The sequence below is a fragment of the Drancourtella massiliensis genome (assembly GCF_016900655.1).
GTDB lineage: Bacteria > Bacillota > Clostridia > Lachnospirales > Lachnospiraceae > Sellimonas > Sellimonas catena.
Genome location: NZ_JACJKH010000001.1, coordinates 14,958 through 38,576, shown reverse-complemented (window position 1 = coordinate 38,576; position 23,619 = coordinate 14,958). Strand labels below are relative to the sequence as shown.

23 protein-coding genes are annotated in these 23,619 nt (G+C 47.6%); 5 read left to right on the top strand and 18 right to left on the bottom strand.

Going from position 1 to position 23,619, the window contains the following annotated elements:
• Positions 1-50: 50 nt before the first annotated feature.
• The 15 genes from H6A32_RS00205 to argC form a co-directional block, all read right to left on the bottom strand.
• On the bottom strand, positions 51-893 hold the full coding sequence (locus tag H6A32_RS00205) for an EamA family transporter (RefSeq protein ID WP_204863486.1): 843 nt from the start codon (positions 891-893) through the stop codon (positions 51-53).
• A complete protein-coding gene (gene hemW, locus H6A32_RS00200; RefSeq protein ID WP_204863485.1) occupies positions 890-2,080 on the bottom strand; it encodes a radical SAM family heme chaperone HemW in 1,191 nt (396 codons plus the stop codon). Before hemW ends, H6A32_RS00205 begins: the two co-directional genes overlap by 4 nt.
• A gap of 88 nt (positions 2,081-2,168) precedes the next feature.
• The gene (gene lepA, locus H6A32_RS00195) at positions 2,169-3,983 is read right to left on the bottom strand and encodes a translation elongation factor 4 (protein WP_087167385.1); all 1,815 of its coding nucleotides are present in this window, start codon (positions 3,981-3,983) and stop codon (positions 2,169-2,171) included.
• Positions 3,984-4,027: 44 nt separating this feature from the next.
• Positions 4,028-5,005: a DNA polymerase III subunit delta gene (holA, locus tag H6A32_RS00190; protein ID WP_087252997.1), complete on the bottom strand. Its 978-nt coding sequence runs from the start codon at positions 5,003-5,005 to the stop codon at positions 4,028-4,030.
• Positions 5,006-5,045: 40 nt separating this feature from the next.
• Positions 5,046-7,244, bottom strand: coding sequence for a DNA internalization-related competence protein ComEC/Rec2 (locus H6A32_RS00185; protein WP_087167387.1), 2,199 nt, complete (start codon positions 7,242-7,244; stop codon positions 5,046-5,048).
• Positions 7,245-7,247: 3 nt separating this feature from the next.
• Positions 7,248-8,183, bottom strand: a complete 936-nt coding sequence (locus tag H6A32_RS00180) for a GerMN domain-containing protein (protein ID WP_087167388.1) — start codon at positions 8,181-8,183, stop codon at positions 7,248-7,250.
• 12 nt (positions 8,184-8,195) lie between these two features.
• Positions 8,196-9,563 carry a sensor histidine kinase gene (locus tag H6A32_RS00175; RefSeq protein WP_330616778.1) on the bottom strand — a complete coding sequence of 456 codons (1,368 nt, stop codon included), beginning with the start codon at positions 9,561-9,563 and terminating at the stop codon, positions 8,196-8,198.
• Between the two features lie 64 nt (positions 9,564-9,627).
• Positions 9,628-10,317: a response regulator transcription factor gene (locus H6A32_RS00170; RefSeq protein ID WP_087167390.1), complete on the bottom strand. Its 690-nt coding sequence runs from the start codon at positions 10,315-10,317 to the stop codon at positions 9,628-9,630.
• Positions 10,318-10,329: 12 nt separating this feature from the next.
• Entirely contained in the window at positions 10,330-10,950 is a 621-nt protein-coding gene (locus tag H6A32_RS00165; protein WP_243424818.1) for a helix-hairpin-helix domain-containing protein, read from the bottom strand.
• A gap of 111 nt (positions 10,951-11,061) precedes the next feature.
• On the bottom strand, positions 11,062-11,493 hold the full coding sequence (locus H6A32_RS00160) for a DMT family transporter (RefSeq protein ID WP_087167392.1): 432 nt from the start codon (positions 11,491-11,493) through the stop codon (positions 11,062-11,064).
• Between the two features lie 64 nt (positions 11,494-11,557).
• On the bottom strand, positions 11,558-12,739 hold the full coding sequence (locus tag H6A32_RS00155; protein WP_204863483.1) for an aspartate aminotransferase family protein: 1,182 nt from the start codon (positions 12,737-12,739) through the stop codon (positions 11,558-11,560).
• Positions 12,732-13,628 carry an acetylglutamate kinase gene (gene argB, locus H6A32_RS00150; RefSeq protein ID WP_087167394.1) on the bottom strand — a complete coding sequence of 299 codons (897 nt, stop codon included), beginning with the start codon at positions 13,626-13,628 and terminating at the stop codon, positions 12,732-12,734. The genes H6A32_RS00155 and argB overlap by 8 nt, the downstream gene beginning before the upstream one ends.
• 12 nt (positions 13,629-13,640) lie before the next feature.
• Entirely contained in the window at positions 13,641-14,864 is a 1,224-nt protein-coding gene (gene argJ, locus H6A32_RS00145; RefSeq protein ID WP_204863482.1) for a bifunctional glutamate N-acetyltransferase/amino-acid acetyltransferase ArgJ, read from the bottom strand.
• Positions 14,865-14,906: 42 nt separating this feature from the next.
• Complete coding sequence (locus tag H6A32_RS00140) at positions 14,907-15,338, bottom strand: GNAT family N-acetyltransferase (RefSeq protein WP_330616779.1); 432 nt, start codon at positions 15,336-15,338, stop codon at positions 14,907-14,909.
• Positions 15,339-15,359: 21 nt separating this feature from the next.
• Entirely contained in the window at positions 15,360-16,400 is a 1,041-nt protein-coding gene (argC, locus tag H6A32_RS00135) for an N-acetyl-gamma-glutamyl-phosphate reductase (protein WP_087167521.1), read from the bottom strand.
• 290 nt (positions 16,401-16,690) lie between these two features.
• Here argC and H6A32_RS00130 point away from each other — a divergent pair, with 290 nt between their 5' ends.
• The 5 genes from H6A32_RS00130 (at position 16,691) to H6A32_RS00110 (ending at position 21,230) form a co-directional block, all read left to right on the top strand.
• Complete coding sequence (locus H6A32_RS00130) at positions 16,691-17,917, top strand: argininosuccinate synthase (protein WP_204863481.1); 1,227 nt, start codon at positions 16,691-16,693, stop codon at positions 17,915-17,917.
• An 89-nt stretch (positions 17,918-18,006) separates the two neighbouring features.
• Positions 18,007-18,624: a non-canonical purine NTP pyrophosphatase gene (locus H6A32_RS00125; protein ID WP_087167398.1), complete on the top strand. Its 618-nt coding sequence runs from the start codon at positions 18,007-18,009 to the stop codon at positions 18,622-18,624.
• 121 nt (positions 18,625-18,745) lie between these two features.
• Positions 18,746-19,276, top strand: a complete 531-nt coding sequence (locus H6A32_RS00120) for a GNAT family N-acetyltransferase (RefSeq protein ID WP_204863480.1) — start codon at positions 18,746-18,748, stop codon at positions 19,274-19,276.
• Positions 19,277-19,423: 147 nt separating this feature from the next.
• Positions 19,424-19,855 (top strand): MarR family winged helix-turn-helix transcriptional regulator, encoded by a 432-nt coding sequence (locus H6A32_RS00115; protein ID WP_087167400.1) that lies wholly within the window; start codon positions 19,424-19,426, stop codon positions 19,853-19,855.
• Positions 19,856-19,982: 127 nt separating this feature from the next.
• Positions 19,983-21,230, top strand: a complete 1,248-nt coding sequence (locus H6A32_RS00110) for an MFS transporter (RefSeq protein ID WP_204863479.1) — start codon at positions 19,983-19,985, stop codon at positions 21,228-21,230.
• Positions 21,231-21,329: 99 nt separating this feature from the next.
• On the opposite strand, the gene H6A32_RS00105 is transcribed toward H6A32_RS00110, so the two are convergent.
• The 3 genes from H6A32_RS00105 to H6A32_RS00095 are packed head-to-tail and all read right to left on the bottom strand — an operon-like array spanning position 21,330 to position 23,610.
• A complete protein-coding gene (locus H6A32_RS00105) occupies positions 21,330-21,857 on the bottom strand; it encodes a GNAT family N-acetyltransferase (RefSeq protein ID WP_204863478.1) in 528 nt (175 codons plus the stop codon).
• A complete protein-coding gene (locus H6A32_RS00100) occupies positions 21,817-22,614 on the bottom strand; it encodes a DUF1835 domain-containing protein (RefSeq protein ID WP_204863477.1) in 798 nt (265 codons plus the stop codon). Before H6A32_RS00100 ends, H6A32_RS00105 begins: the two co-directional genes overlap by 41 nt.
• Positions 22,615-22,641: 27 nt before the next feature.
• Complete coding sequence (locus H6A32_RS00095; RefSeq protein WP_087253017.1) at positions 22,642-23,610, bottom strand: dipeptidase; 969 nt, start codon at positions 23,608-23,610, stop codon at positions 22,642-22,644.
• Positions 23,611-23,619 lie beyond the last annotated feature (9 nt).

Genomic DNA, 23,619 nt, shown 5'->3' with positions numbered 1-23,619 from the left:
ACTCCCGCACACATTTGTCAACACCGATTCTGTATCTTTTTTGTGTCTTTCTACATATTCAGAAGTCCCACAGCAAGGATTATCATTCCATACGCTACCCACTGCCTTTTCGTAAGTTTCTCTTTGAAAAGGATCACTCCTGCTACTCCTATTACCGCCATCGCCGCAATGCTATAGGTCGGATAGGCAATGACCGCAGGGACATCGGCCAGTGCCCACAGCAGAAACCGGGCCGAAAAATAATTTGGAATTCCAATGAGAACTCCAAATAGAATTTCATTTTTTGTAATCCGCTCCCTGTTTCGTGCAACAAGCAGACCACTGATTACTCCGGAAACAAGAAAGGAAAGCATCAGGAAAAAGCTTCCAAAGGATGTTTTCCCGTATGCGTCATAAAACTTGGCCATGGCATCTCCCAGGCCTCCGCCAAGTAAAAGAAGTACAAGTCCGGCCTTGGAGCTTCCTCCCGTCCGGACCGCTCCTTTCTCCAGATTGATGAGCAAAATGGCAACCACCGCAATCAGAAGTCCGATTCCCTGGTTCCATCCCGGTTTTTCTCCAAACCAGAGGACTGCAAGCGCGGACGGGACGATCACGCCAAGCTTCATAAAGGTAGAGGACAGGATAACGCCGTTTTTCCGCACATTCCACTGCAGGAGAATGAACGCCCCGCAGTAAAGCAGACCGGTCACCACGCCAAATCCCACGGCTGTCATAGTACCGGCTTCCCCGATATGTCCCAGGTTTTTTCCCGTTGTCAAAAGCCCTGCAATGACGCAGACCGCGTAGTTCATCAGCAGAATCCCGTATTTTCCCCGGCAGTACGTCTCGCTTGCACGCATAAAAACCGAAACTCCTGCGCTGCAGAGAATTGCCAGAATCAAATTGATCATATTTCTTCCTCCTCTTCCTTCAGAAAGCAGGCCATCACATAATTGCTCACATCAATTCCATGGTCTGTCAAGGCAATACGCCCCTGCTTTCTTTGTATGAGATGCTCCTGTTCCAGTTCCCGGATCTCATCTCCATAAATTTCTTCCACCGTATGGTGAAACCGCGCCGCAAACTCTGCTTCGGAAACACCTTCCATCATTCTAAGCCCCAGAAACATCGTCTCTTCCTGAGCTTCCCGCCCGGATAGTTTCTGCACTTCTTCCCTTGTCAGAAGCAGCGCTTCTTTCGGCTCGTTTTCACTCCAGATTTCCACATATTTCTTCCTGTCCCGGAGATTACTCCACCTCTGCTCTTCAAAAAGAGAGGCTGCCCCGACTCCAAATCCCAGATACGGAATTCTTCTCCAATAACCGATATTGTGTCTGCATTCTTTCCCTTTCTTTGCGTAATTGGAAATTTCGTACCGTTCATATCCGTATCCGTGCAGAATCTCTTTTGTCCGCTCATACATCTGCCGTTCGGTCTCTTCATCCGGCAGGGGCGGATGGTCCTTTGGATGATCCGTCTTTTCATACCAATCCCAAAACAGCGTTCCTTCCTCCAGAATCAGACTGTACGCCGAGATATGCTCCGGACAAAGACTGCATACCCGTTCCAGTGTCTTCTCATAACTTTTCAGTGTCTGGCCCGGAATTGCAGACATCAGATCGATATTAATATTGGCAAAACCTGCCTTTCTCGCCGCCTCATACGTGTTTCGGAAATCCTGCCATGTATGAATTCTTCCAAGAGTATGGAGCTCCTGGTCATTCGCAGACTGTAACCCGATACTCAAACGATTGATCCCGGCCTTTCGATACGCTTCCATCTTCTCTTTTCCATCAGTCCCCGGATTGAGTTCCATAGTAATCTCCGCATTCGGAGAAAGCGAAAATGATTCCCTCACCGTCCTGAGAATCCCGTCAACTGCCTCCGGCGGCAGAATCGACGGCGTACCGCCTCCCAGAAAGACTGTGCTGACTTCATATTCCTCTGCCATTTTCGAAGCAGTACTGATCTCCCTCCGAAGAGCCCGGACATACGCTTCCTGCTCCTCCCTTCCGGCAGGGCCGGACAGGAAATCACAGTACGCACATTTCTGCACACAGAAAGGTATATGAATATATATTTCCAGTTCTTGTTTCATCTATTTATCCTCATTTCATAATCATTATTGGGGACGTGTACCTGTGCATCGGTACACGTCCCCAATGGAAAAAATAAAACAATTCTGACTATTTGTCGTCGAGTTTCAGTACGCTCATGAATGCTTTCTGTGGGATCTCTACGTTTCCTACCTGGCGCATTCGTTTCTTTCCTTCTTTCTGTTTTTCGAGGAGTTTCCGTTTTCGGGAGATATCTCCTCCATAACATTTTGCAAGGACGTCTTTTCTGAGTGCTTTTACTGTTTCTCTTGCGATGATCTTTCCGCCGATGGCTGCCTGGATCGGAATCTCAAACAGCTGTCTTGGAATTTCTTCTTTTAATTTTTCGCACATCTTGCGTCCTCTGTCGTATGCGCTTCCTTCAAAGACGATGAAGGAAAGGGCATCCACCTCTTCTTTGTTGACAAGAATGTCGAGTTTCACGAGGGAGGACTGTTTGTATCCGAGCATCTCATAGTCGAAGGATGCGTATCCTCTGGATCGAGATTTCAGGGCGTCAAAGAAATCGTAGATAATTTCATTCAGCGGCAGGTGGTAGTGAAGGACCGCTCTGGTCGCCTCGATGTATTCCATTCCCTGGTATTCGCCTCTTCGTTCCTGACAGAGGTCCATGATTGCCCCGATGAATTCGGAGGTTACCATGATTTCCGCCTTTACCATCGGCTCTTCCATGTAGTCGATCTCACTTGGCTCCGGCAGGTTGGACGGATTTGTAAGTTCAATCACTTCACCGTTAGTCTTGTGGACTTTATAGATAACGCTTGGTGCGGTTGTGACGAGATCCAGATTGTATTCTCTCTCCAGACGCTCCTGGATAATTTCCAGATGAAGCAGTCCTAAAAATCCGCAGCGGAATCCGAATCCGAGTGCAATGGACGTCTCCGGCTCAAACTGAAGGGAAGCGTCGTTTAGCTGAAGCTTCTCAAGGGCATCCCGGAGATCCGGGTACTTGGCTCCGTCTGCCGGGTACATACCGCAGTATACCATCGGGTTGACTTTCTTATATCCCGGAAGCGGCTCGTCGCACGGACGATCTGCGTCTGTAACGGTATCGCCGACTCTGGCGTCTTTTACATTTTTGATGCTGGCGGTGATATAGCCGACCATTCCTGCGCTCAGTTCGTCACATGGAATAAAGCGTCCGGCTCCGAAGTAGCCGACTTCTACAACCTCTTCTTTTGCCCCGGTTGCCATCATCTGGATTTTGGTTCCTTTTTTTACGGTTCCTTCTTTGATCCGGCAGAATACGATGACTCCTTTATAGGAATCATAGACCGAATCAAAGATCAGTGCCTGAAGCGGGGCCTCCGGATCTCCTTCCGGTGCCGGAATCTTATGCACGATCTCTTCGAGCACCTGATCGATATTCAGTCCGGTCTTGGCGGAAATCCGCGGTGCGTCTGTGGCTTCAATTCCGATGACGTCTTCAATTTCTTCTGCCACACGGTCCGGATCCGCACTCGGCAGATCGACCTTATTGATTACCGGAAAAACATCCAGATCGTGATCCAGTGCCAGATAGACATTTGCAAGCGTCTGTGCTTCCACGCCCTGTGCCGCGTCCACCACGAGAATTGCCCCGTCGCAGGCCGCAAGGCTTCTGGATACCTCATAGTTAAAGTCCACATGTCCCGGCGTGTCAATCAGGTTGAAAACGTATTCCTCCCCGTCCTTTGCCTTGTAGACTGTGCGGACTGTCTGTGCCTTGATTGTGATTCCTCTTTCCCGTTCCAGATCCATATTATCCAGTACCTGGGACTGCATCTCCCTGCTTGTCAGAAGTCCGGTATCTTCAATGATCCGGTCCGCAAGCGTCGACTTCCCATGGTCGATATGGGCAATGATGCAGAAATTCCGTATATGTTTTTGATCAATTACTGACAATGTAAAATCCTCCAATCAACTCATTATAACTGCTGTATCTTATATTAACTACTGTATTGTACAATCAGAAGCTCCACCGCCATTGTATCGGCAAGCCTTCCTGTCTTGACCTCCTCTTCTGTCGAAGCACAGTCCTCCAGAATCTGCCGAAGACTGGAAGGAGAAAACTTCTGTGCCTGTGCCAGATAGCGTCCCACCGCAAACGGCGGAACCTTGACATTTTCACTGATCTCTTTTTTCCCGTATCCCCGTCTGTTCATCTCAGATACTTCCAGCAGAATACGGAACTGCCGTGTCATCAGAAAGAGAATCCGCATCGGCGGCTCTTTTAAGGCCAGCAGATCATAATAATACATCAGCGCCTGCTTCTGCTTCTGATCTGCCACGGCATTGACCATGTCGAAAATCTTGTTGTCTATGTGGGTCGTACAGATTTCTTCTATATCATGAATGGTAATCTCCTGTTTCCCAAGAGTATAGCAGAACAGCTTCTCAAGCTCGCCGTGGATATTTTCCATATCTTCCCCGACTTTCGTGAGAAAATACCGGACCGTCGACTGGGTAATCTGCCGTCCTTCCTTCTTCACCATGGAGAGTACCCATTTCTGCAAAGTATTGCCGTCCTGTCTGGTCATCTCCACAATGCGCCCTTTTTCCTTTACCGCCTTGTATAGCTTTCCCCGCTTGTCCACTTCGCTCTCCACAAAAAGAAAGCACGTCGTCTCCGGCATGCTGCGGATATACTCCGCAAGCTCCGGAGAGGCGCCTTTGAAAAATCCGGTGTCCTCCATCACAATCAGTCGTCGCGGGGCGAAGAACGGAAGCGTCTCGGCAAGATCGATGACCTGTCTGACATCCGTTCCCTTCCCCTCGTAATACGCATAGTTCATCGTATCCCCTTCGGGGAGCATCGCCTTGGAAAGCCTGTCCTTATACTGCTTTTTGAGATAGCTCTCCTCACCGTACAAAAGATATACCTGTTTAAATTGTCCTGTTTTGAGATCTTCATTTAAACTTTTCATACCGCTATTCTAGCATAGAACATGTTTTTCCGTAAACACCCTATTCCAAAAATTTTCGGATGGTCATTGTCTCCCCTTTGACCAGCAATGTGATGGCTCCGTCCTCTTTTGTACAGAATGTCTGGATTCCACAGGTTTCCAGACGTTTCAGAAGCTTTTCTCCCGGATGTCCGTATGGATTGTCTTTTCCCGCAGAAATCAGTGCATACCTTGCATTGTTCTGTTCTAAAAACGCTTCTGTCGCTGCTCCGTCAGAACCGTGATGGGGAACTTTCAGTACGGTATAGGTTCCTGAACCGCTTTCTCCCTGTAAGAAGTCTTCTTCTCCTGCTCCTTCCAGATCCCCGGTAAAGAGCATGGAAAACTTCCCGCTGGAAAGTTTTAAAATCATGGATGCTTCATTTCCCGGTTCTCCTCCATATTCTTCGGAAGGGCCAAGACAGGAAAGCTCTGTCCCTGCCCTGTCCCGGATTGCTTCCCCCGCTTTCATGGTCCGCACTTTTGTCCCTGCTCTTTTTGCGGTCCGTGCCAGATTTTCAAGACCTTCATCCCACAGATGCTGCTCGGGCAGAACCAGTGTCCGGATGCCGACGCCCACCTCCTGGCGCTCCAGCATTTCCTGTATCCCGCTGATGTGATCCGTATCTCCATGGGAAATCAGGACATAATCCAACATCCGGATTCTCTTGCTTTCCAGAAACGGCTCCAGCGTGTATTTTGCCAGCATCTCTTCCGATGTGCTTCCTCCGTCTACCAGACAGTCCAGTCCTCCCGGCATCCGGATCAAAATCCCGTCCCCCTGACCCACGTCTATCATGGTGACTTTCAGCTCTCCGTAATGCTGGCTCCATGGGCCAAGAAGCAGAGTCAGTGCAAATATAAGGGCGGACATCCCCGATTTTTCCTTTCCTTTTCGGAACAGCAGATATACCAGCATCAGTAAAAACAGATAGAGAAGAATCTGGATTGTATCCGGTTTTCCGGTGACAATTCTTGCCAAAGGCAGTTTCAGCATGATCCGGCAGTTCCATTCGTAAAACATCAGAACCGCCTTACTGATCCAGAGAATGACATCCGCAAGAGGGGGCAGCACCAGACAGCAGATGCTTCCCAAAAGACCGGCTCCCATGACAACCGACATCATCGGAATTACCCAGATATTCACAAGGACCGAGTACAGCGGAAATTCATAATAGGAAGAAAGAAGGACCGGAAAGGTCAGAAGCTGAATGCACAGCCCCGGATACGCTGCCCAAAGCAGTTTCTGCCGGATGGTTTTCTTCCTTTTTATTCCAGGAGTTTTCTCTTTTTTTCTTTCCTTGTCTTTCAGTTCCTCCAACCGGATTCGCAGCTCTTCCCCTCCCCAGATGGCAAAGATCGCACCAAACGAGAGGAGAAATCCCGGATCAAATACGGAAAGAGGCGCTGTCCCCACAATCACAGCAGCGGAAACGACAAGGCTTGTCAAAAGGTCATAGACTCTTCCCGTCACCTCTGCTCCCATCCGGATAAAATACATGTAAACTGCTCTTCTTGCCGAGACACTGAATCCCGTCATCACTGCATACGGGAGCAAAACAAGGATGCCCAGGGCGGCGCTTCCAGAAAACGGGACTCCCGCCTTTCGCATTGTCCGGTAAATCAAAAGGCCGATAAAGGACACATGAAGCCCCGAGACCGCCAGAAGATGAGCAATTCCGTTTTTCTGATACAGCTCTTTCACCTCCGGATCCAGGGCACTTTTATCTCCCAGGAGAATTCCGCTTAAAACCGCACCCTCGTCCCCCATTCTGTCCAGAAGTTCTTTCTTCCACCGCTCCCGAAGAGAGGCAATCCATTCTTTTCCATATTGAATTGTGTTGTCTGTAACTTTGATTGATTCCGAAAAGATCATTCCGTAGATATTCTGATTCTGATAATAAGACCGGGAATCGAATGTTCCCGGATTAGAAGCCCTTTCAAACAGATGAAAGGTGCCTGTGACTATGATCGTATTGCCGATCCTGTAATCGCTCCACTCGGAGCTGTAGATGATATACGCCCTGTCTCCCGCACGAAGATACCATGTCGGGCCCTTTTCCCTTTGTTCTCTTTTAAAAATACGCCCGCTCACACAGATCTTTTCTCCGTCCATCCGCAGTACTTCCGGCGGGAACTCCCATTTGGCTCCCGCCCAGAAGACCAGACAGCGGATCACAAGAAAAACAAGGCACATTACTGCAAGCGGCCTGTTTTTCAATCTTTATTTTTCTCCTTCTACAAGATCCAGATTTCTCGACAGCGGCTGGTCCAGCGGAACGCTTTCGCCGAAGTTGATATTACTCTCACCGTTGATGGAAATCTGTACCTGGCCTGCCATCCCGCTCTCCACAATCGAATTGACGATCGAGTAAATCAGGATCTCAGGCTTTACATTGGATTTCATGTTCATCAGTTCCTGATCAAAATTGACATAGCAGATCTGATCCCTTGTGGATACACTCAAGATCTTGGTATTGGCCGGAATCGTTGCATAGGCTCCCGAAGAGGACGGCCCCTTCAACAGCTGCTCAATCACCAGACGTTCCATGGAGATATTACTGTTGTACCGGACATTATTTACCGTTTCCTTAACCAGTTTGTCCCCGTCTTTGTTGGCGAAATAAAGCGTCAGTGACGTAGACTGATAGGAGTGGAGCGAAGATCCGACATTCTGTATAAAATCCTCGTTACTCATCAGGCCGACCGGCGTATTGTCTGCCGCCATCAAAGGCTCCTCTCCGATATAAAAAGAGACATAATCGATCCCGGAGATCTGTACCAGTGATTTTACAACCGCCGCTCTCAAAAGCACTTCTTCTGCGGCATCCAGAGATGTGTATTTCTCATTAAAAGTAAGATCCACCTGTTTCCCGTCGATCTCAAACTCTTCCACCCTCACGTCATTCTGAAACGGGGTCTGATAGTCCTCTGACTCTTCAGCCGGTTTTTCCAGTGCATCCAGCACATACTGTACCTGCTCCGCCTTTGACCCGTCTTTCTTTTCCCCGGCAATTCTCACAAGTTCCGTCTTATCCGCACTTAAGTAAAACAGTCCAAACTCTCCCTGCTTGACCTGCTCTCCTCTCCTGCAGCCGGACAGGAGACCAGACGCCATGAGTATGACAAGCAGAAATGATACAATCCTTTTTCCTTTCATGGTCTCCTCCTCTTATTTTGCATTTGCCACATATTTCAACGGAATCCGCACGGTAAACGTCGTGCCCTCCCCTTCTTCACTGTACACTTTGATAGCCCCTCTGTGCATGATCACAGCGCTTCGTGCAATGGCAAGCCCAAGTCCCGTTCCTCCGATTTCCCTGGAATGAGATTTGTCCACGCGGTAGAATCTCTCGAAAATATGTTCCTGCGCTTCTTTTGGAATTCCCATTCCGGAATCCGCCACTTTTAAATAGAAAAACTTATGGTCTGCGTTTAACGATACATGCACCCAGCCATTTTCATGATTGTACTTGATGGCATTTTCCACCAGATTGCTGACTGCGAGGGAAAGTTTTGTCTCATCTACTTCCGCCTCCACTGTACGGAATGTCTCAAATACAAGCTCGATATTTTGTTTCTGCGCGATCGGCTTGAGTCTTTTTAAAATCCGCTCTACGATGAGGTTAATATCCAGCATTTCGATATTCATATCGTTGGAAGTCTTATCCATCTTCACAAGAGACAAGAGATCGTTGATAATCTTGTTCTCCCGTTCGATCTCCTCCGACATATCTCCCATAAACTCCCGGTAAAGCTCTGCCGGCACTTCCTCCTGGGAAAGAAGAGAATCCGCCAGCACCTTCATGGAAGTAAGCGGCGTCTTCAACTCATGTGAGACATTAGAAACAAATTCCTGTCTCGATTCGTCCAGAACCTTGAATCTTCCGATCATCTTATTGAACGCCTCCGAAAACCGGATGGTCTCCAGAAATGCATTTTCATGGAGATCGTCTTCCTCATAACTTTCTGTCATGTTTTCGACTGCTTTTGTAATCCGGTTCAGCGGACGCGTAATGTAAAAGCTGATCAGCACGCCCACCGCAATCAATACAACAAACACCGTAATGATGATAATATCCAGCGTCTGTCTCAGATTTTCCTGAATATCCACAATATTGTCCGTGGAAACACTAGCGAGCATAACACCGACAATCTCTTTGGACGCAGTCCCCTGAATCGGAGACGTCACTTCGATATAGCTGTTCCGGTCGTCATAATTGCTGACTGTTTCACCTTCAAAACACTTGATCACATCACCGGAAATGATCGTCTTGCCCGCATCCAGATCGTACGAATCCTCAATGATCCGGTAAGACTGATCGATAATCATGACCCGGCCGTTATAAATGTTGGAAAACTGTGTGATCTCCGCGTCGATCGTCTCCGGGATATCTCCCGAAAGTGTGTCCAGCACGGAAAGCTGGTTGCAGAGAATCGTACACTGATTCTGAATCTCTGCCATGCGGATTGAGACAGAGTGGCTCTCGTTGGACCGCAGAACCACAAAACGTAAAATCAGACACGGCACCATTCCCATAAAAAGAATCAGCAGGAAAATCAGAAACCTGAGACTTTTAAACGGATGGTGCCTGAGTTTTAACTTACCCCCTAAAATAGTAACCAACTCCCCATTTTGTATATACATATTTCGGATCACTCGGGTTCACTTCAATCTTCTCACGAAGTCTTCTGATATGTACATCCACAGTCCTTGCATCGCCCGGATACTCATATCCCCAGACAAGATTTAACAGATCCTCTCTGGAATATACCTTGTTCGGGTTGTGGGCCAGAAGTTCCAGAAGATCAAATTCTTTTGCCGTCAGGTTAATCTCTCTGTCTTTGGAAAATACTCTTCTGCTCTCACAGTCAAGCTTTAAGTCTCCTTTGACAATGACCTTCGCATCTTTTCCATCTTTTTCCTTCTTGCCTGTCCGGCGCATGATGGCCTTGATCCTTGCCTTTACCTCCAGAATATTAAACGGCTTTGTGATATAGTCGTCCGCACCATACTCGAGTCCAAGAATCTTGTCCATGTCGTCGCCTTTTGCCGTCAGCATCACAATCGGTACATCCGAAAATTCTCTGATCTGCTGGCATACTTCAAACCCGTCCAGCTTCGGAAGCATGATATCCAGAAGAATCATGTCGTAATCATTGTCCCGTGCATAGGCCAAAGCTTCTTCCCCGTCGTATGCGCAGTCCACTTCCATGCCGTCCTGTTCCAGACTGAAGCGTATTCCTTTTACAATCAGTTTTTCATCGTCTACAACCAATACCCTTTTTGCCATGTTTCTCCCTCGCTACACTGTTATCTTATCTTTAATCTTTTCAAAAACTCCATCCTTGATACCGGAAATATTTTTAATTTCATCGATGGAATCAAAGTTCCCATGTTCTGTTCTGTACTGAAGAATCGCCTCAGCCTTTGCCTCACCGATCCCCGGAAGCGTCATCAGTTCCTCCCTGGAAGCCTGGTTGAGATTGACGAGCCCACCGGCTGCTTCCGGGGATCCGCTTCCGGCTCCTTGCGGGATTGCCGGATTTGCTCCGCTTACTTCCTCTTTGTCCGGCACGTAAATCCTGGCTCCATCTGTCAGAACCTCCGCCAGATTCAGCCAGGAAGCCTCGGCCTCCTCAGTCACGCCGCCCGCCATCTCGATCGCCTGATAAACTCTGCTTCCGGCAGGAATCGTCACAACACCTTCTTTTTGGACTTCCCCACAGACGTAGACAACAATCATCTCCGTCTCTGTCTTCTTCCGGTCTTTTGACTCTTCTTCCCCGGCAGACTTCTGCTCAGTATCTTCTTCCAAAACAGCCTCTTTCTCTGACTCTTCCTCCAGAAGCACCACCGTCTCTTCCGGTTCGGCCTCCTTACCGCCGCATCCTGCAAACACCAGAAAAATCAGAACTGCCGCCATACAAAACAATTTTCTTTTCTTTCTATGCATAGTACTCCTTTACCGCAGCCGATAAAAGCCCCCTCTATGCAGATAGTTCTATTGTAACGAATTTCTTTTTAAATTACAACTCTATTTCCACTGGAAAATCGCAATTCCGATCAGCGCAAGCAGAAGCCCTCCCGCCTTTCTCCATTCAAACGGACTTTTGTCCATTCCAAAGAGTCCGAAAAGTTCAATGACATAAGCCACTATCAACTGCGCAATGACAATCAGAAGCGCCGCCTTTGCCGGCCCCAGCTGATCCATGCTTTTGATTACAGTCCAGGTGATGCCCGCACCAATGGCTCCTCCAAGCAGCATATACTTTGGCTGTACTTCCATCAGACTTCCAACGGAATCCCTGCCTGCAAAAAACCAGACGATCAGACAGACGATAAATGCAGAAAACTGGACCCACATATTACTGACCCACATTCCCGCCGTCTTCGTCACTTGTGTATTAAAAACACCCTGCACACTCATCAGCGCACCGGAAATCAATGCAATAATAAAACCGGTCATACCGGAAATCCCTCCTTTCTTCTATATAAGAAGGTAGTCTTTCCAGTATGCCGGTTTTTATTCTTTATTCCAGGATCTCATCCAGAATCCGTATCAGTTCGTCCACTTCTTTTTCTGTGATAATCAGAGGCGGTACAAACCGGATTACGTCACTTCCTGCGCTGATCAGAAGCAGTCCCTTTTCCAGTGCTTTTTTCGTCACTTCCGCCGGAGAAATACTGAGCTGTATTCCCTGCATCAGACCTTTTCCTTTGCAGGCCAGAATGCAGTCGTGTTTCTTTGTCAGTTCCTCAAGCTGTTTTTTCAGATAAGCTCCGATTTCCTTAACATGCTCCGGAATGTGTTTCTCTTCAAAGATCTCAACGGTCTTTGCCACAGCCGCACAGGCAAGCGGTCCGCCGCCGTAAGTCGTACCGTGGTCTCCCGGGGCAAGTGAATACTCTGCCACTTTCTCCGTCATGGCAAACGCCCCTACCGGGAATCCGCTTCCGATGGCTTTTGCCATAGTCATAATATCCGGACGCACGCCGTATTCCTGCCATGCAAAGAAGGAGCCGGTCCGGCCCATGCCGCACTGTACTTCATCGCAGATCATCAGAATATCGTTTTCATCACAGATCTTGCGGATTCCTTTCATGAATTCTTCCGTCGCCACGTTAATTCCGCCTTCGCCCTGCACCGGCTCTACAATGATGGCGCAGGTCCTGTCTGTCACCAGTGCTTTCACACTGTCCAGATCATTAAGCTTTGCAAACTTCACACCCGGAACAAGCGGCTCAAACGGCTCCTGATAAGCTTTGTGGCCTGTCACGGAAACAGAACCGAATCCCCGTCCGTGGAAAGATTCTTCCATGGCAATCCATTCAAATCTTCCACTCTTTTTTGTATAGGCGTATTTTCTTGATGCTTTCAATGCACCTTCCACCGCCTCGCCGCCACTGTTGCAGAAAAAGATCCGGTCCATCCCGGACACCCTCTTCAGCGCTTCTGCCGCCTCTTTTGTTCTTGTATGATAGTAAAGATTAGAAGTGTGGGCCAGCTTGTCAATCTGGCTTTTCAGAGCCTCATTCCACTCTTTATTTCCGTATCCGAGAGAATTTACCGCATATCCGGCCGCGAAATCCAGATAAGCTTTACCCTCCGTATCGTACAGATACGCACCTTTTCCATGCTCCAGGATCACTGGAGCCGGATTGTATGTGTGTACAAGCGCATTCTGTACGGAGTCCATATATGATTTATCCATGATAATACCGACACTCCTTGTCATTTAAAATTGCTGTACCAATTCCTTTGTTGGTAAAGATCTCAAGCAGCAGGCAATGCGGAATCCGGCCGTCCAGAATATGAATCCGGGAAACTCCGTTTTCCAGCGCATCGATGCAGCTTTTCAGCTTCGGAAGCATACCGCCTTCGATGTAGCCTTCATTGATCAGACGGATCGCGTCTTCTGCGGAAAGCTCCGGAATCAATGTTTCCGGATCTTTTGGATCTTTGTAGACACCTTCGATATCTGTCAGGAAGGCAAGTTTCTCCGCTTTCACCGCTTTTGCGATAGCACATGCAGCTTCGTCCGCATTGACATTGTATGCCTGGAAATCATTGTCCAGACCAACGGAGCAGACTACCGGAAGGAAATCTTTTTCCAGAAGGTCAAAGAGGATCTTCGGCTCTACGTCGCAGACGCTTCCTACATATCCGATGTCCTCGCCGTCCACGTATTTTTTCGTCACTTTCAGAAGTCCGCCGTCAATGCCGCTGACTCCGATGGATTTAATTCCAAGCTCTTCCACGAGCTGTACCAGCTTTTTGTTGACTTTGGAAAGTACCATCTCCGCAATCTCCATCGTCTCTTCATCTGTTACGCGGAATCCGTTGACAAACTTCGTTTCCTTTCCGACTTTGTCAACCCACTTGCTGATCTCCTTGCCGCCGCCATGAACGATAATCGGCTTGAATCCACAGAGCTTTAACAGGACTACATCCTGGATGACTCTCTTTTCCTGTTCCTCATCGAGCATGGCGCTTCCGCCGTATTTTACTACGATGATCTTTCTGTTGAAACGCTGAATGTACGGGAGCGCTTCAATCAGCACTTCTGCCTTGTCCAGATATTTCTGCATACTCTTGTCCATTTTTCCTACCTCCTAGCTTCTGTAGTCCGCATTGATTTTAATATAATCATATGTAAGGTCGCATCCCCATGCAGATGCTTCTTCCGTTCCCATCTTGATGTCCGCAATGGCTGTCACTTCCGGCTGCGAGAGAATCTCTGTCGCTTTTTCCTCGCTGTAGGCAACAGCAGTACCGTTTTCCGTAATCTGAATCTTTCCTGCCTTGCTCTCGAAGAACAGATCAACCTTCTCCGGATCAAACTGTGCCCCTGAATATCCCATGGCGCAGAAGATTCGGCCCCAGTTGGCATCGTGTCCTGCAATGGCTGTCTTCGTAAGGTCAGAGCATACGATGGATTTTGCCAGGGTCTTTGCCTGCTCTTTTGTCTCGGCTCCGATAACTTTTGCCTCAAACAGAGCCGTGGCTCCCTCGCCGTCTCCTGCAATCTTCTTTGCCAGATAAACATTGATCTCATGAAGGGCCTGGCAGAATGCCTCATACTCCGGTGTTCCCTCTTTGATCTCCTCATTTCCGGCTGCTCCGTTTGCAAGGAGAAGTACGGTGTCATTTGTGGAGGTGTCTCCATCTACGGAGATCATGTTATAAGTATCCTGCACATCCGCGCTCAGTACCTTCTGAAGGGCCTCTTTGGAAATCACTGCGTCTGTGGTTATGAAGCTTAACATCGTGCACATATTCGGATGAATCATTCCGGAACCTTTTGCCATTCCACCGATAGTCACTGTCACACCGCCAACTTCGATCTCAGCTGCCAGTTCCTTCTCTACGGTATCTGTCGTCATGATGGCTTTTGCCGCCAGTGTTCCATTCTCGATGGAATCATTCTTTTTCTCCGCAAGTGCTTTGACTCCTGCTTTCATACGGTCAATCGGGAGCTGGCGTCCGATCTCTCCGGTCGATCCAAGGGCTACGCTGTCCGCCGGAATTCCGAGTGCTTCCGCTGCCGCCCTGGCAGTCTCCTCACAGTAATACATTCCTTCTTCTCCGGTACAGGCATTTGCAATGCCGGAGTTAACAACGACAGCATGTACCGGTTTCCCGGAATCCACTACCTGACGGTCCCATTTCACCGGCGCTGCTTTTACGACGTTAGTCGTGAATGTTCCTGCTGCCGCGCACGGCTTTTCACTGTAAATCAGTGCCATATCCGTCCTGCCCTCGTATTTGATCTTCGCTGCGGTGCTTGCTGCCTCAAATCCTTTTGCCTTTGTCACTCCGCCTTCTACTATCTTCATGTTCCCATCCTCCGTTCTGATCCCGGATTCTGCCCGGCATCTTTATTCTATAAATACTGTAATATTTTCTTCATTTAAAGTGAAATCATAATAATTCAGGTCTTCCCGTTTCGTCCATCCGATCCGGTTCCAGAATGCATTCCCGATATCATTTTGTGTAAAGGCAATCAGAGATACCTTGTTGATCCCCTCTGCCTGCAGCGCCCGCATGGACGCAGCCACCATCTGGCGCCCGATTCCGTGCTTGCGGTATGCCTCCTCTACACAGACGTGGTAAAAGCATCCTCTTCTTCCATCGTGACCGCAGAGAATGCATCCTACGATCTTCCCGTCCTCTTCTGCCACTACACTGGTCGTCGGATTCCTCTTCAGGAAACGTTCCACACCCTCTCTTGAGTCGTCGATGCTGCGGATTCCAAATCCATGAATCGTTTTCCAGAGGTGATACACCTGGTCATAATCCTCAATTGTCATTATCCGAATCTTCATTTTCTCTTACGGGAACATCGGTACGAGATTCAGTCCTTCGTTCTCCGGAAGACCAAACATCAGATTCATATTCTGTACCGCCTGTCCTGCTGCTCCTTTCACCAGATTATCCATTGCTCCCATCATGATCACTCTGCCCGTCCGCGGGTCAAGCTGGAAGTTCACATCTACATAATTGCTGCCTTCCACCCATTTAGTCTGCGGGCAGATGCCTTTCTCAAGCACTCTTACGAACTGCTCATTCTCATAATAGCGGTCATAGACTGCTTTCACTTCTTCATAGGAAACTTCTTTCTTTAAGGAAGCATAGGCTGTCACCAGAATTCCCCGGTTCATCGGCACCAGATGCGGTGTAAAATTCAGGACTGTCTTTACACCGGATGCGTAGGTCAACTGCTCCTCGATCTCCGGTGTGTGCCGGTGGGAAGCCACTCCGTATGCTTTGATGTTTTCATTCACTTCGCAGTAAAGATTGTCCACCTTTGCTCCTCTTCCCGCTCCGGATGTCCCGGACTTGGCATCGATAATCAGTGTATTCATATCGATCAGTCCTTCTTTTGCAAGCGGATAGATGGAGAGAATCGAACAGGTCGGATAGCATCCCGGATTGGCGAGAATCCGCGCCCCTTTGATCTGCTCCCGGTTGATCTCACAGAGTCCATACACCGCCTCCGGCAGAAACTGCGGGCTCTTGTGCTCGATCTTGTACCATTCCTCATATACATTCTGATCTTTAATACGGAAATCCGCGCTTAAGTCAATCACTTTGACTTTGGAGAGAATGTCTTCATTTAATAAGGAAGCGCAAAATCCCTGCGGCGTTGCTGTAAAGATCACATCCACCTGATCTGCGAGCTCCTCCATATTGTCATCCTTACAGACGTCCTCTACAATCTGAAACATATTCTGGTAAACTGCTGCGTATTTCTGATCGATATAACTTCTGGAACCGTACCATTTGATCTCCACGTCCTTATGACCCATCAGGATCCGGACCAGTTCTCCTCCGGCATATCCAGTCGCTCCGATGATTCCTGCTTTTATCATGATTCTTTCGATCCTTTCTTTTCTTTCTATAGAATGCTCTGTTGGAATCGAGCTGTTTTGCTTGTAGTCTTTAGTATACAACCTTTTTTTTCCTTTCACAAGTATAAATACACATATTTTTTGTATAATTATTCTTCCTTTATGAATATTTTTTTGTGTATTATGCATTGTCTCTCGAAAAATCTTCTATTTTTATCTGATTTTCTACATTTTTCTGTTGCATAATTATAAAAAAAGGTGTATAGTAACACATGTGATTGACGAAAACAAAATTTCAGGAGGATATAGATATGAAAGAAAAAGTTGTACTGGCGTACTCAGGCGGACTGGATACTACCGCTGTCATCCCGTGGCTGAAGGAAACGTTTAACTATGATGTCATCTGCTGCTGTATCGACTGCGGTCAGGGAGAGGAGCTTGACGGACTGGAAGAACGTGCGAAAATGTCCGGCGCAAGCAAGCTTTATATTGAAAATATCGTAGATGAATTCTGCGAAGACTACATTATGCCTTGCGTACAGGCAGGCGCTGTTTATGAAAACAAATACCTGCTCGGTACTGCTATGGCTCGTCCGGGAATCGCAAAGAAACTTGTGGAAATCGCAAGAAAAGAAAATGCCGTAGCAATCTGCCACGGTGCAACCGGAAAAGGAAATGACCAGATCCGCTTTGAACTTGGAATCACTGCTCTCGCACCGGATCTGAAGATCATCGCTCCATGGAGAATGACAGATCTGTGGACCATGCAGTCCCGTGAAGATGAGATCGAATACTGCAAACAGCACGGCATTGATCTTCCATTTGATACAAAACACAGCTACAGCCGTGACCGGAACCTCTGGCATATCAGCCACGAAGGTCTGGAACTGGAAGATCCGTCCCAGGCTCCAAACTACGATGATCTGCTCGTACTTACCGTAACACCGGAAAAAGCACCGGATGAACCGGAAGAAGTGACCATGACATTCGAAAGCGGCGTACCGAAAACGCTGAACGGCAAAGCGATGAAAGTTTCCGAAATCATCACAGAGCTCAACAAACTCGGCGGAAAACACGGCATCGGAATCATCGATATCGTGGAGAACCGTGTTGTCGGCATGAAATCCCGTGGTGTTTATGAGACTCCTGGCGGAACGATCCTGATGGAAGCACATCAGCAGCTGGAAGAACTCGTTCTCGACCGCGCTACTTATGAAGTGAAGAAAAACATGGGCAACAAACTTGCTCAGGTTGTCTACGAAGGAAAATGGTTTACACCGCTTCGCGAAGCAATCCAGGCATTTGTAACATCCACACAGAAATATGTGACAGGAGAAGTAAAATTCAGACTGTATAAAGGCAACATCATCAAAGCCGGAACAACCTCTCCATATTCTCTGTACAATGAATCACTTGCAAGCTTCACAACCGGCGATCTTTACGATCACCACGACGCTGACGGCTTCATCAACCTGTTCGGACTTCCGCTGAAAGTTCGTGCCATGAAGCTGATGGAAGAAAAGAATAATCAGAAATAATTCATAATCATGCATAATTATAAACCAGCTTCCGGGGAATGTTTATTCTCCGGAAGTTTTGGCATGTTTACGTATCAGAGGTGAAAAATATGATTTTACTCTACGCAACAACCAATCCTGCCAAACTCGATTCCATGAGGCGGGTACTAGATTCACTGTCCATCGAACTGACCGGACTTTGCGATCTGAATCTGCCCCTTCCTGATGTAGCAGAAACCGGGAAGAATCCTCTGGAAAATGCGGTTCTGAAAGCAAAGATCTACTACGAAGCACTCCATACCCCGCTTTTTTCCTGTGACAGCGGATTGTATTTTGAAGAACTCCCGGACGAATTGCAGCCGGGCACCCATATCCGCCGGGTCGGCGGTCGTTCCCTGACCGACGAAGAAATGATTTCCTATTATTCCGATCTTGCCGGAAAACACGGAGGTACACTGACCGGAAGATACAAAAATGCAGTCTGCCTCATTTTTGATCCGGATCATATTTACAGCAGTATGGACGAAAGCATCTGGACCGAGCCCTTTCTTCTGACAGATACTCCACATTCAAAACGGGTGGCAGGATACCCTCTGGACAGCCTTTCTCTGGACTGTAAAACGAGGAAGTATTACTACGATCTTCCCGATCAGGAAGAGGATTCCTCCACGGTCGATGCCGGTTACCGTGCCTTTTTTGAGGCGCATTGCCGTGATGGGATGCGTTAATTTTTTCAGAAAACTGACACCTATTATCCATAAAATGTGTCTTTTGAGAAAAAGCACTGGAATTCCCGCTCCTATTCTGGTAAGATTATTAGAATCATACCTGTGAGGGAGGGAAAGAAAAATGGAAATCTTAACACTGAAACGACCGGACATTTCCTTTTCGGATGAGATCCGCTCCTATCGTCAGGAGTTTCTCGATGCGGGGAGCCCTCTCAATGGCTGCGGCCCTCTGGCCGACATGGAAGATCCGGCAGAATGGGTAGCACACACAGTACGCTTTGAAAAGGGCGATGATATCCCTGAGGATATGGTACCATCGACTCAGTTTATCTATGTCAGAGAGTCTGACGGCAAAATCCTCGGTACCATCCAGATCCGTCACTCCTTTACTCCATTTCTGGAAACATACGGCGGACATATCGGCTACTCCATCCGTCCAAGCGAACGTCGTAAGGGATACGCAAAGCAGATGCTTCACGACTGTCTTCCATACTGCAAAGAACTCGGACTGGAAAAGGTAATGGTCTCCTGCGTGGATACCAATGTCGCAAGCCGGAAGACGATCCTTGCAAACGGCGGCGTTTATGACAGCACTGTCTGGGAACCGGAAGAACAGGTAAACTTTGAACGATACTGGATTACAGTGGAATAAACGAATTTCCTTATAAGCTAAAAACGGACATTTGCAGACGCAACTGTCCGTTTTTTCATTTCCCTACTATTTCATAAAAAATCTCTTGACTTATGTCCGAAATCGGATATAATGTACAATGTACGAAATCGGACAAGGGGTGAGCATATGCACTACTTAGGAGCAGAACAATATACTTATTTGGCAGGCGAAATCAATGCTTTATATCATGAAGCCGCTGTAAAAACGGGAATTTCAGACAGTGTTCAGAATATTTTATATGTACTCTGCGAGAAAGGCGGAAAATGTCTGCAAAGTGAGATCAGCAGACTCACAGGCATCAGCCGCCAGACCATCAATTCTGCCATACGCAAGTTAGAAAAAGAGGAAATCGTATATCTGGAACAAGGGAAAGGCAGAAATACCATTCTCTGTCTGACTGAAAAAGGGCAGAAATTTTCATTGGAAAAAATCTATCCTTTACACGAAATCGAAAACAAAATCTGGAGTGAGTGGACTCCGGAAGAACAGCAACAATACCTGGCTCTTACGAAAAAATATCGTGACGGATTAAAGAAATATATGGAAGCCCTGCTATAAATACAGGGAAGAATGATCTTTGGAAGGGAGGTGGCTTGATGTCGGCATCAGTACACTAAGGGGATTATCGTACTTGATATTGTCCCCTGTTTGAAAAACTATTTTGAAAATGAGAGGACAATTGAATATGAAAAAAATACAAAAGTGGAAATCACAATTTATCATCGTTGCATTAGGACAGGCAGTTTCCATGCTGGGCAGCCACGGTGTTCAGTTTGCCTTGATCTGGTGGCTTGCTGAGAAGACATCTTCGCCTTTCATGCTGGGAATATCAGGACTTGTCGCCTATCTCCCGATGTCGTTATTCAGCCCGATTGCAGGCATTGCGGCAGACCGTTACAACCGAAAGTTTATCTCTATTTTTTCGGACATGGCAATGGGAATCACTGCACTGATTTACGCAGTGATGCTGTACTTTTTTGACCTGCCTGTATGGACAGTATGTATTATGCTTTGTGTCAGAGGGATTGGCAGCACCTTTCAGCAGCCGGCCATACAGTCCATTATTCCGCAGCTTGTACCAAAAGACCAACTGATCAAAACCAATGGGTGGATGCAGCTTTTAAGTTCCGGTTCTTTCCTGATCGGGCCGGTCATCGGCGCAGTTTTATACTCACTCTTCCCTATGTCCATCGTTTTGGTGAGTGATGTGGCAGGAGCAATTTTAGCAAGCAGCGCATTAGCCATTGTGAAAATCCCAAAGTTGGAAAAAACAGACAAGGAAGAACAGCATTTTGTTGCAGAAATCAAAGAGGGGTTACAGGTATTTAAAGAAGATAAACGACTGTTTTACATTGTTGCCGCAGAAGCACTTTGCATGTTCTTTTACGCACCGCTCTCTTCTTTTTATCCATTGATGACAAGCGATTATTTTCAGTTGTCAGCCATGCACGGCAGTGCTGTGGAGCTGTCCTTTGCCGTCGGCATGATGGTAGCATCCCTCCTGTTTTCCAGCGTTTTAAAAGTAGAACGTAAAATCAGGGTTTCTTTTATCGGTCTGTTTGGAATGGGGATCACATCTCTGATCTGCGGCGTCATACCTCCGACTTATGTTGGCTGGTTCTTCTTTGCAGCAAGCTGTATCTGCCTGGGCGCTTCCGGAAATGTTCATACAATTCCACTGACTGCTTATATACAGGAAACCGTTGCTCCCAAAAAAATGGGACGGGCATTTTCGGTACTTACTTTGATTTCTTCCGTTACAATGCCGATTGGATTACTTTTCAGCAGTCCGATAGCAGAACAAGTAGGCGTGAATGTCTGGTTTTTCATTTCCGGCCTTTGCATGATTCTGCTGACCAGCCTTGTGTTTATCCGGTATTCGGTAAAAACAGAGGCATCAGAAAAAAGGTGTAATGAGGAAAAGACAAATTAGAAATCCTGATTCACTAAAATCTCCAAAAAGATAAAAAGCGTGGCCCCGACAGCTCACCGGCTGCCGGGGCCCGCTTTGGCAATACGCTATGTTTCTCTTTTATCTTTCAAATGTATACTGAATTCCGGCAACTTGTTTCCCGCCAATCAGCACCTCTTTTTCCCGCCCCGGACTTCCGCCATTTGCCTCATAAAATTTCCGGTTTGGATTTTCTTTCACGCACCATAGGGACACTTTTCTTTTCTGTCCTAATATCTGAAACAGATATTCCAGCATCTGTGTTCCATAGCCTTTTCCCCGATACTTTTCATCGAAGTATAAGGTATCGATCTCCGCATGTTCTTCATCGATCACACGGCAGGAAGCAAATCCTGCGATGTTTCCGTTGATCTCATACACATACAGATCTTCTTCTCCCTTTTCCAGCTTTCTTTCCCATGCCTGTCGCTGCTCGTCATAATTTCGTTTCTCAAGTACTTCTTCCGGCATGATTCCCCTGTAGACCTGTTTCCATGCATCTACATGAATTCTGGCAACCGCCGCAAGATCCTCGGTCACGCCTCTCCGGATCATGCTGTCTCCTCCTTTATTTCTTGCAGATCCATCTTTCAAATGGATTTCTGTCATCTTTTGCGATCCGGACTGTTCCTTTCCTGATCCCGGCTTCAATCCGGTGTGCCAGCCAGCCGTCTCCGATTCCCGGCTCATATTCTCCCAGAACGTTTCCAAGAACCTCTGCTTCTTGTTGCGGTTCTTCTGTCAACGTGTTTTCGATCATGAAGTCATAAAAGGATTCCCGAACGCTCATCGGCTTTCCATTGACAGAGGCTCTGAGTACTGCGTTCTCCTGCACAAGTCTCTCCCAGTGCATCGTCCCGATCTGGATTTCCCACTCATTCAACGGTTTTTCATACGCAAGGAGCGATGGAAATTCCTCATATGCAATCTCTCCCATCATAGAAACCTCATATGGCGTGTTGGTATCATGACAAAACAGAACGTCCGGAAGTTTTACTGCTGAAATCTGATCGGTCAAATCGTTTAACAGATGGCAGGTATAATAATAGCCGCACACTTCATAAGGTGCCCTGCCGTACCAGATTCGGACAGGCTTCCCCTCTGCCGCCAGCGTTCTCAATCTCTCCGGCATCGCACTGTATCTGTTGATTCGTTCTTTATATTCTTTCCATACACGCTCTCCCGCTTTTGTCCCGTCACGGAACAAGGTTTCCAGCGCATTGCTTCTTTTGCTTTCATTATCCAGATTACGGATCTCTCCAACGTCCAGCCCCAGATCCAGACAGATAATCTCCTCCGCCCGGTTTCGCAGCCGGGACATTTTCAATGAAGCCGCCTCACTTGCACCAAATACTACTTCTACCATATATTTCTCCCTCTTAAAAACTTTCAGCTAAAGTACCGTATCGATCACACGTTTTGCGTTGCCGTACCAGATCTTTTCCCGTTGTCGCTGGGTAAATCCGGCCTTTCCGAGCGCATCGTAAAGAAGGGGCATCGCACCGATGTCTTCGATCTCCATCTTCTCTGCTCCGCCAAAGCCGTCAAAATCCGTTCCAATGGCGATAACTTCTTCTCCGCCTTTCTGGTACATGTGCCGGACATGGCTTACCATCTCTTCGATCAGGCAGGAACCGCTTTTCCCAAGAAACTCCTGATAAAAATTCAGGCCGGCAATCCCTCCTTTTTCGGCAAGCGCCCGGATCTGTTCATCCGAAAGATTTCTCGGATGATTCCGAAGCGCCCGCGCATTGGAATGAGACGCCACCGGAGGGGTTTTGCTGTGAGAAACCACATCCCAGAAGCCGCCCTCTGACAGATGGGAGACGTCGATAATCATCCCGATCCGGTTCATTTCCTCAACCACGGAAAAGCCAAACGGCTTCAATCCCTGTTCCATCACCTGCGCCTCCTGGCTGTTCGGATAGCCGATACAGTTTTCATAATTCCACGTCAATGTGATCAGGCGGATTCCCATATCATAAAGTCCCTGCACCCGTTCCAGCTCTCCATGGATCACTCCACCCTCTTCCAGTGTCAGAAACGCGGAGATCTTTCCATCCTTTCTGTTCCGGTCAAGGTCGTTTCCATTTCCTGCGAAAGCAATCTCATCCGGATAGATCCAGATCTGCTTTTTCAGATACGTGGCCATCCTTCTGACATATTCATATGCCTGTTCGTGCTTCGATTTTCCAAGAAATTCCTCCAGCGGCACAAAGCAGGCAAAAAACTGGGCCATGGATCCTCCCCGCTTCATTTTTTCTATATCTACTTTCAGATGGTTCTTTTTCAGATCCTGATCCGGCATATTTTCGGACAATAATTCATATACCGTATCACAGTGCATGTCAATCAGATTCATAAGAAACGA

Coding starts and splice junctions, on each gene's coding strand:
- H6A32_RS00105 (WP_204863478.1), bottom strand. CDS start 21,857: ATGACAGAAATCCATTTGAAAGATGGATCTGCAAGAAATAAAGGAGGA.
- holA (WP_087252997.1), bottom strand. CDS start 5,005: ATGAAAAGTTTAAATGAAGATCTCAAAACAGGACAATTTAAACAGGTA.
- H6A32_RS00155 (WP_204863483.1), bottom strand. CDS start 12,739: ATGGATAAATCATATATGGACTCCGTACAGAATGCGCTTGTACACACA.
- H6A32_RS00100 (WP_204863477.1), bottom strand. CDS start 22,614: ATGGTAGAAGTAGTATTTGGTGCAAGTGAGGCGGCTTCATTGAAAATG.
- H6A32_RS00140 (WP_330616779.1), bottom strand. CDS start 15,338: ATGACAATTGAGGATTATGACCAGGTGTATCACCTCTGGAAAACGATT.
- argB (WP_087167394.1), bottom strand. CDS start 13,628: ATGGACAAGAGTATGCAGAAATATCTGGACAAGGCAGAAGTGCTGATT.
- H6A32_RS00180 (WP_087167388.1), bottom strand. CDS start 8,183: ATGAAAGGAAAAAGGATTGTATCATTTCTGCTTGTCATACTCATGGCG.
- H6A32_RS00130 (WP_204863481.1), top strand. CDS start 16,691: ATGAAAGAAAAAGTTGTACTGGCGTACTCAGGCGGACTGGATACTACC.
- H6A32_RS00165 (WP_243424818.1), bottom strand. CDS start 10,950: ATGGCGGCAGTTCTGATTTTTCTGGTGTTTGCAGGATGCGGCGGTAAG.
- H6A32_RS00205 (WP_204863486.1), bottom strand. CDS start 893: ATGATCAATTTGATTCTGGCAATTCTCTGCAGCGCAGGAGTTTCGGTT.
- argJ (WP_204863482.1), bottom strand. CDS start 14,864: ATGAAGATAGTAGAAGGCGGAGTGACAAAGGCAAAAGGATTTGAGGCA.
- H6A32_RS00120 (WP_204863480.1), top strand. CDS start 18,746: ATGGAAATCTTAACACTGAAACGACCGGACATTTCCTTTTCGGATGAG.
- H6A32_RS00115 (WP_087167400.1), top strand. CDS start 19,424: ATGCACTACTTAGGAGCAGAACAATATACTTATTTGGCAGGCGAAATC.
- argC (WP_087167521.1), bottom strand. CDS start 16,400: ATGATAAAAGCAGGAATCATCGGAGCGACTGGATATGCCGGAGGAGAA.
- H6A32_RS00125 (WP_087167398.1), top strand. CDS start 18,007: ATGATTTTACTCTACGCAACAACCAATCCTGCCAAACTCGATTCCATG.
- H6A32_RS00170 (WP_087167390.1), bottom strand. CDS start 10,317: ATGGCAAAAAGGGTATTGGTTGTAGACGATGAAAAACTGATTGTAAAA.
- hemW (WP_204863485.1), bottom strand. CDS start 2,080: ATGAAACAAGAACTGGAAATATATATTCATATACCTTTCTGTGTGCAG.
- H6A32_RS00095 (WP_087253017.1), bottom strand. CDS start 23,610: ATGAATCTGATTGACATGCACTGTGATACGGTATATGAATTATTGTCC.
- H6A32_RS00175 (WP_330616778.1), bottom strand. CDS start 9,563: ATGGGAATGGTGCCGTGTCTGATTTTACGTTTTGTGGTTCTGCGGTCC.
- H6A32_RS00110 (WP_204863479.1), top strand. CDS start 19,983: ATGAAAAAAATACAAAAGTGGAAATCACAATTTATCATCGTTGCATTA.
- H6A32_RS00160 (WP_087167392.1), bottom strand. CDS start 11,493: ATGACCGGTTTTATTATTGCATTGATTTCCGGTGCGCTGATGAGTGTG.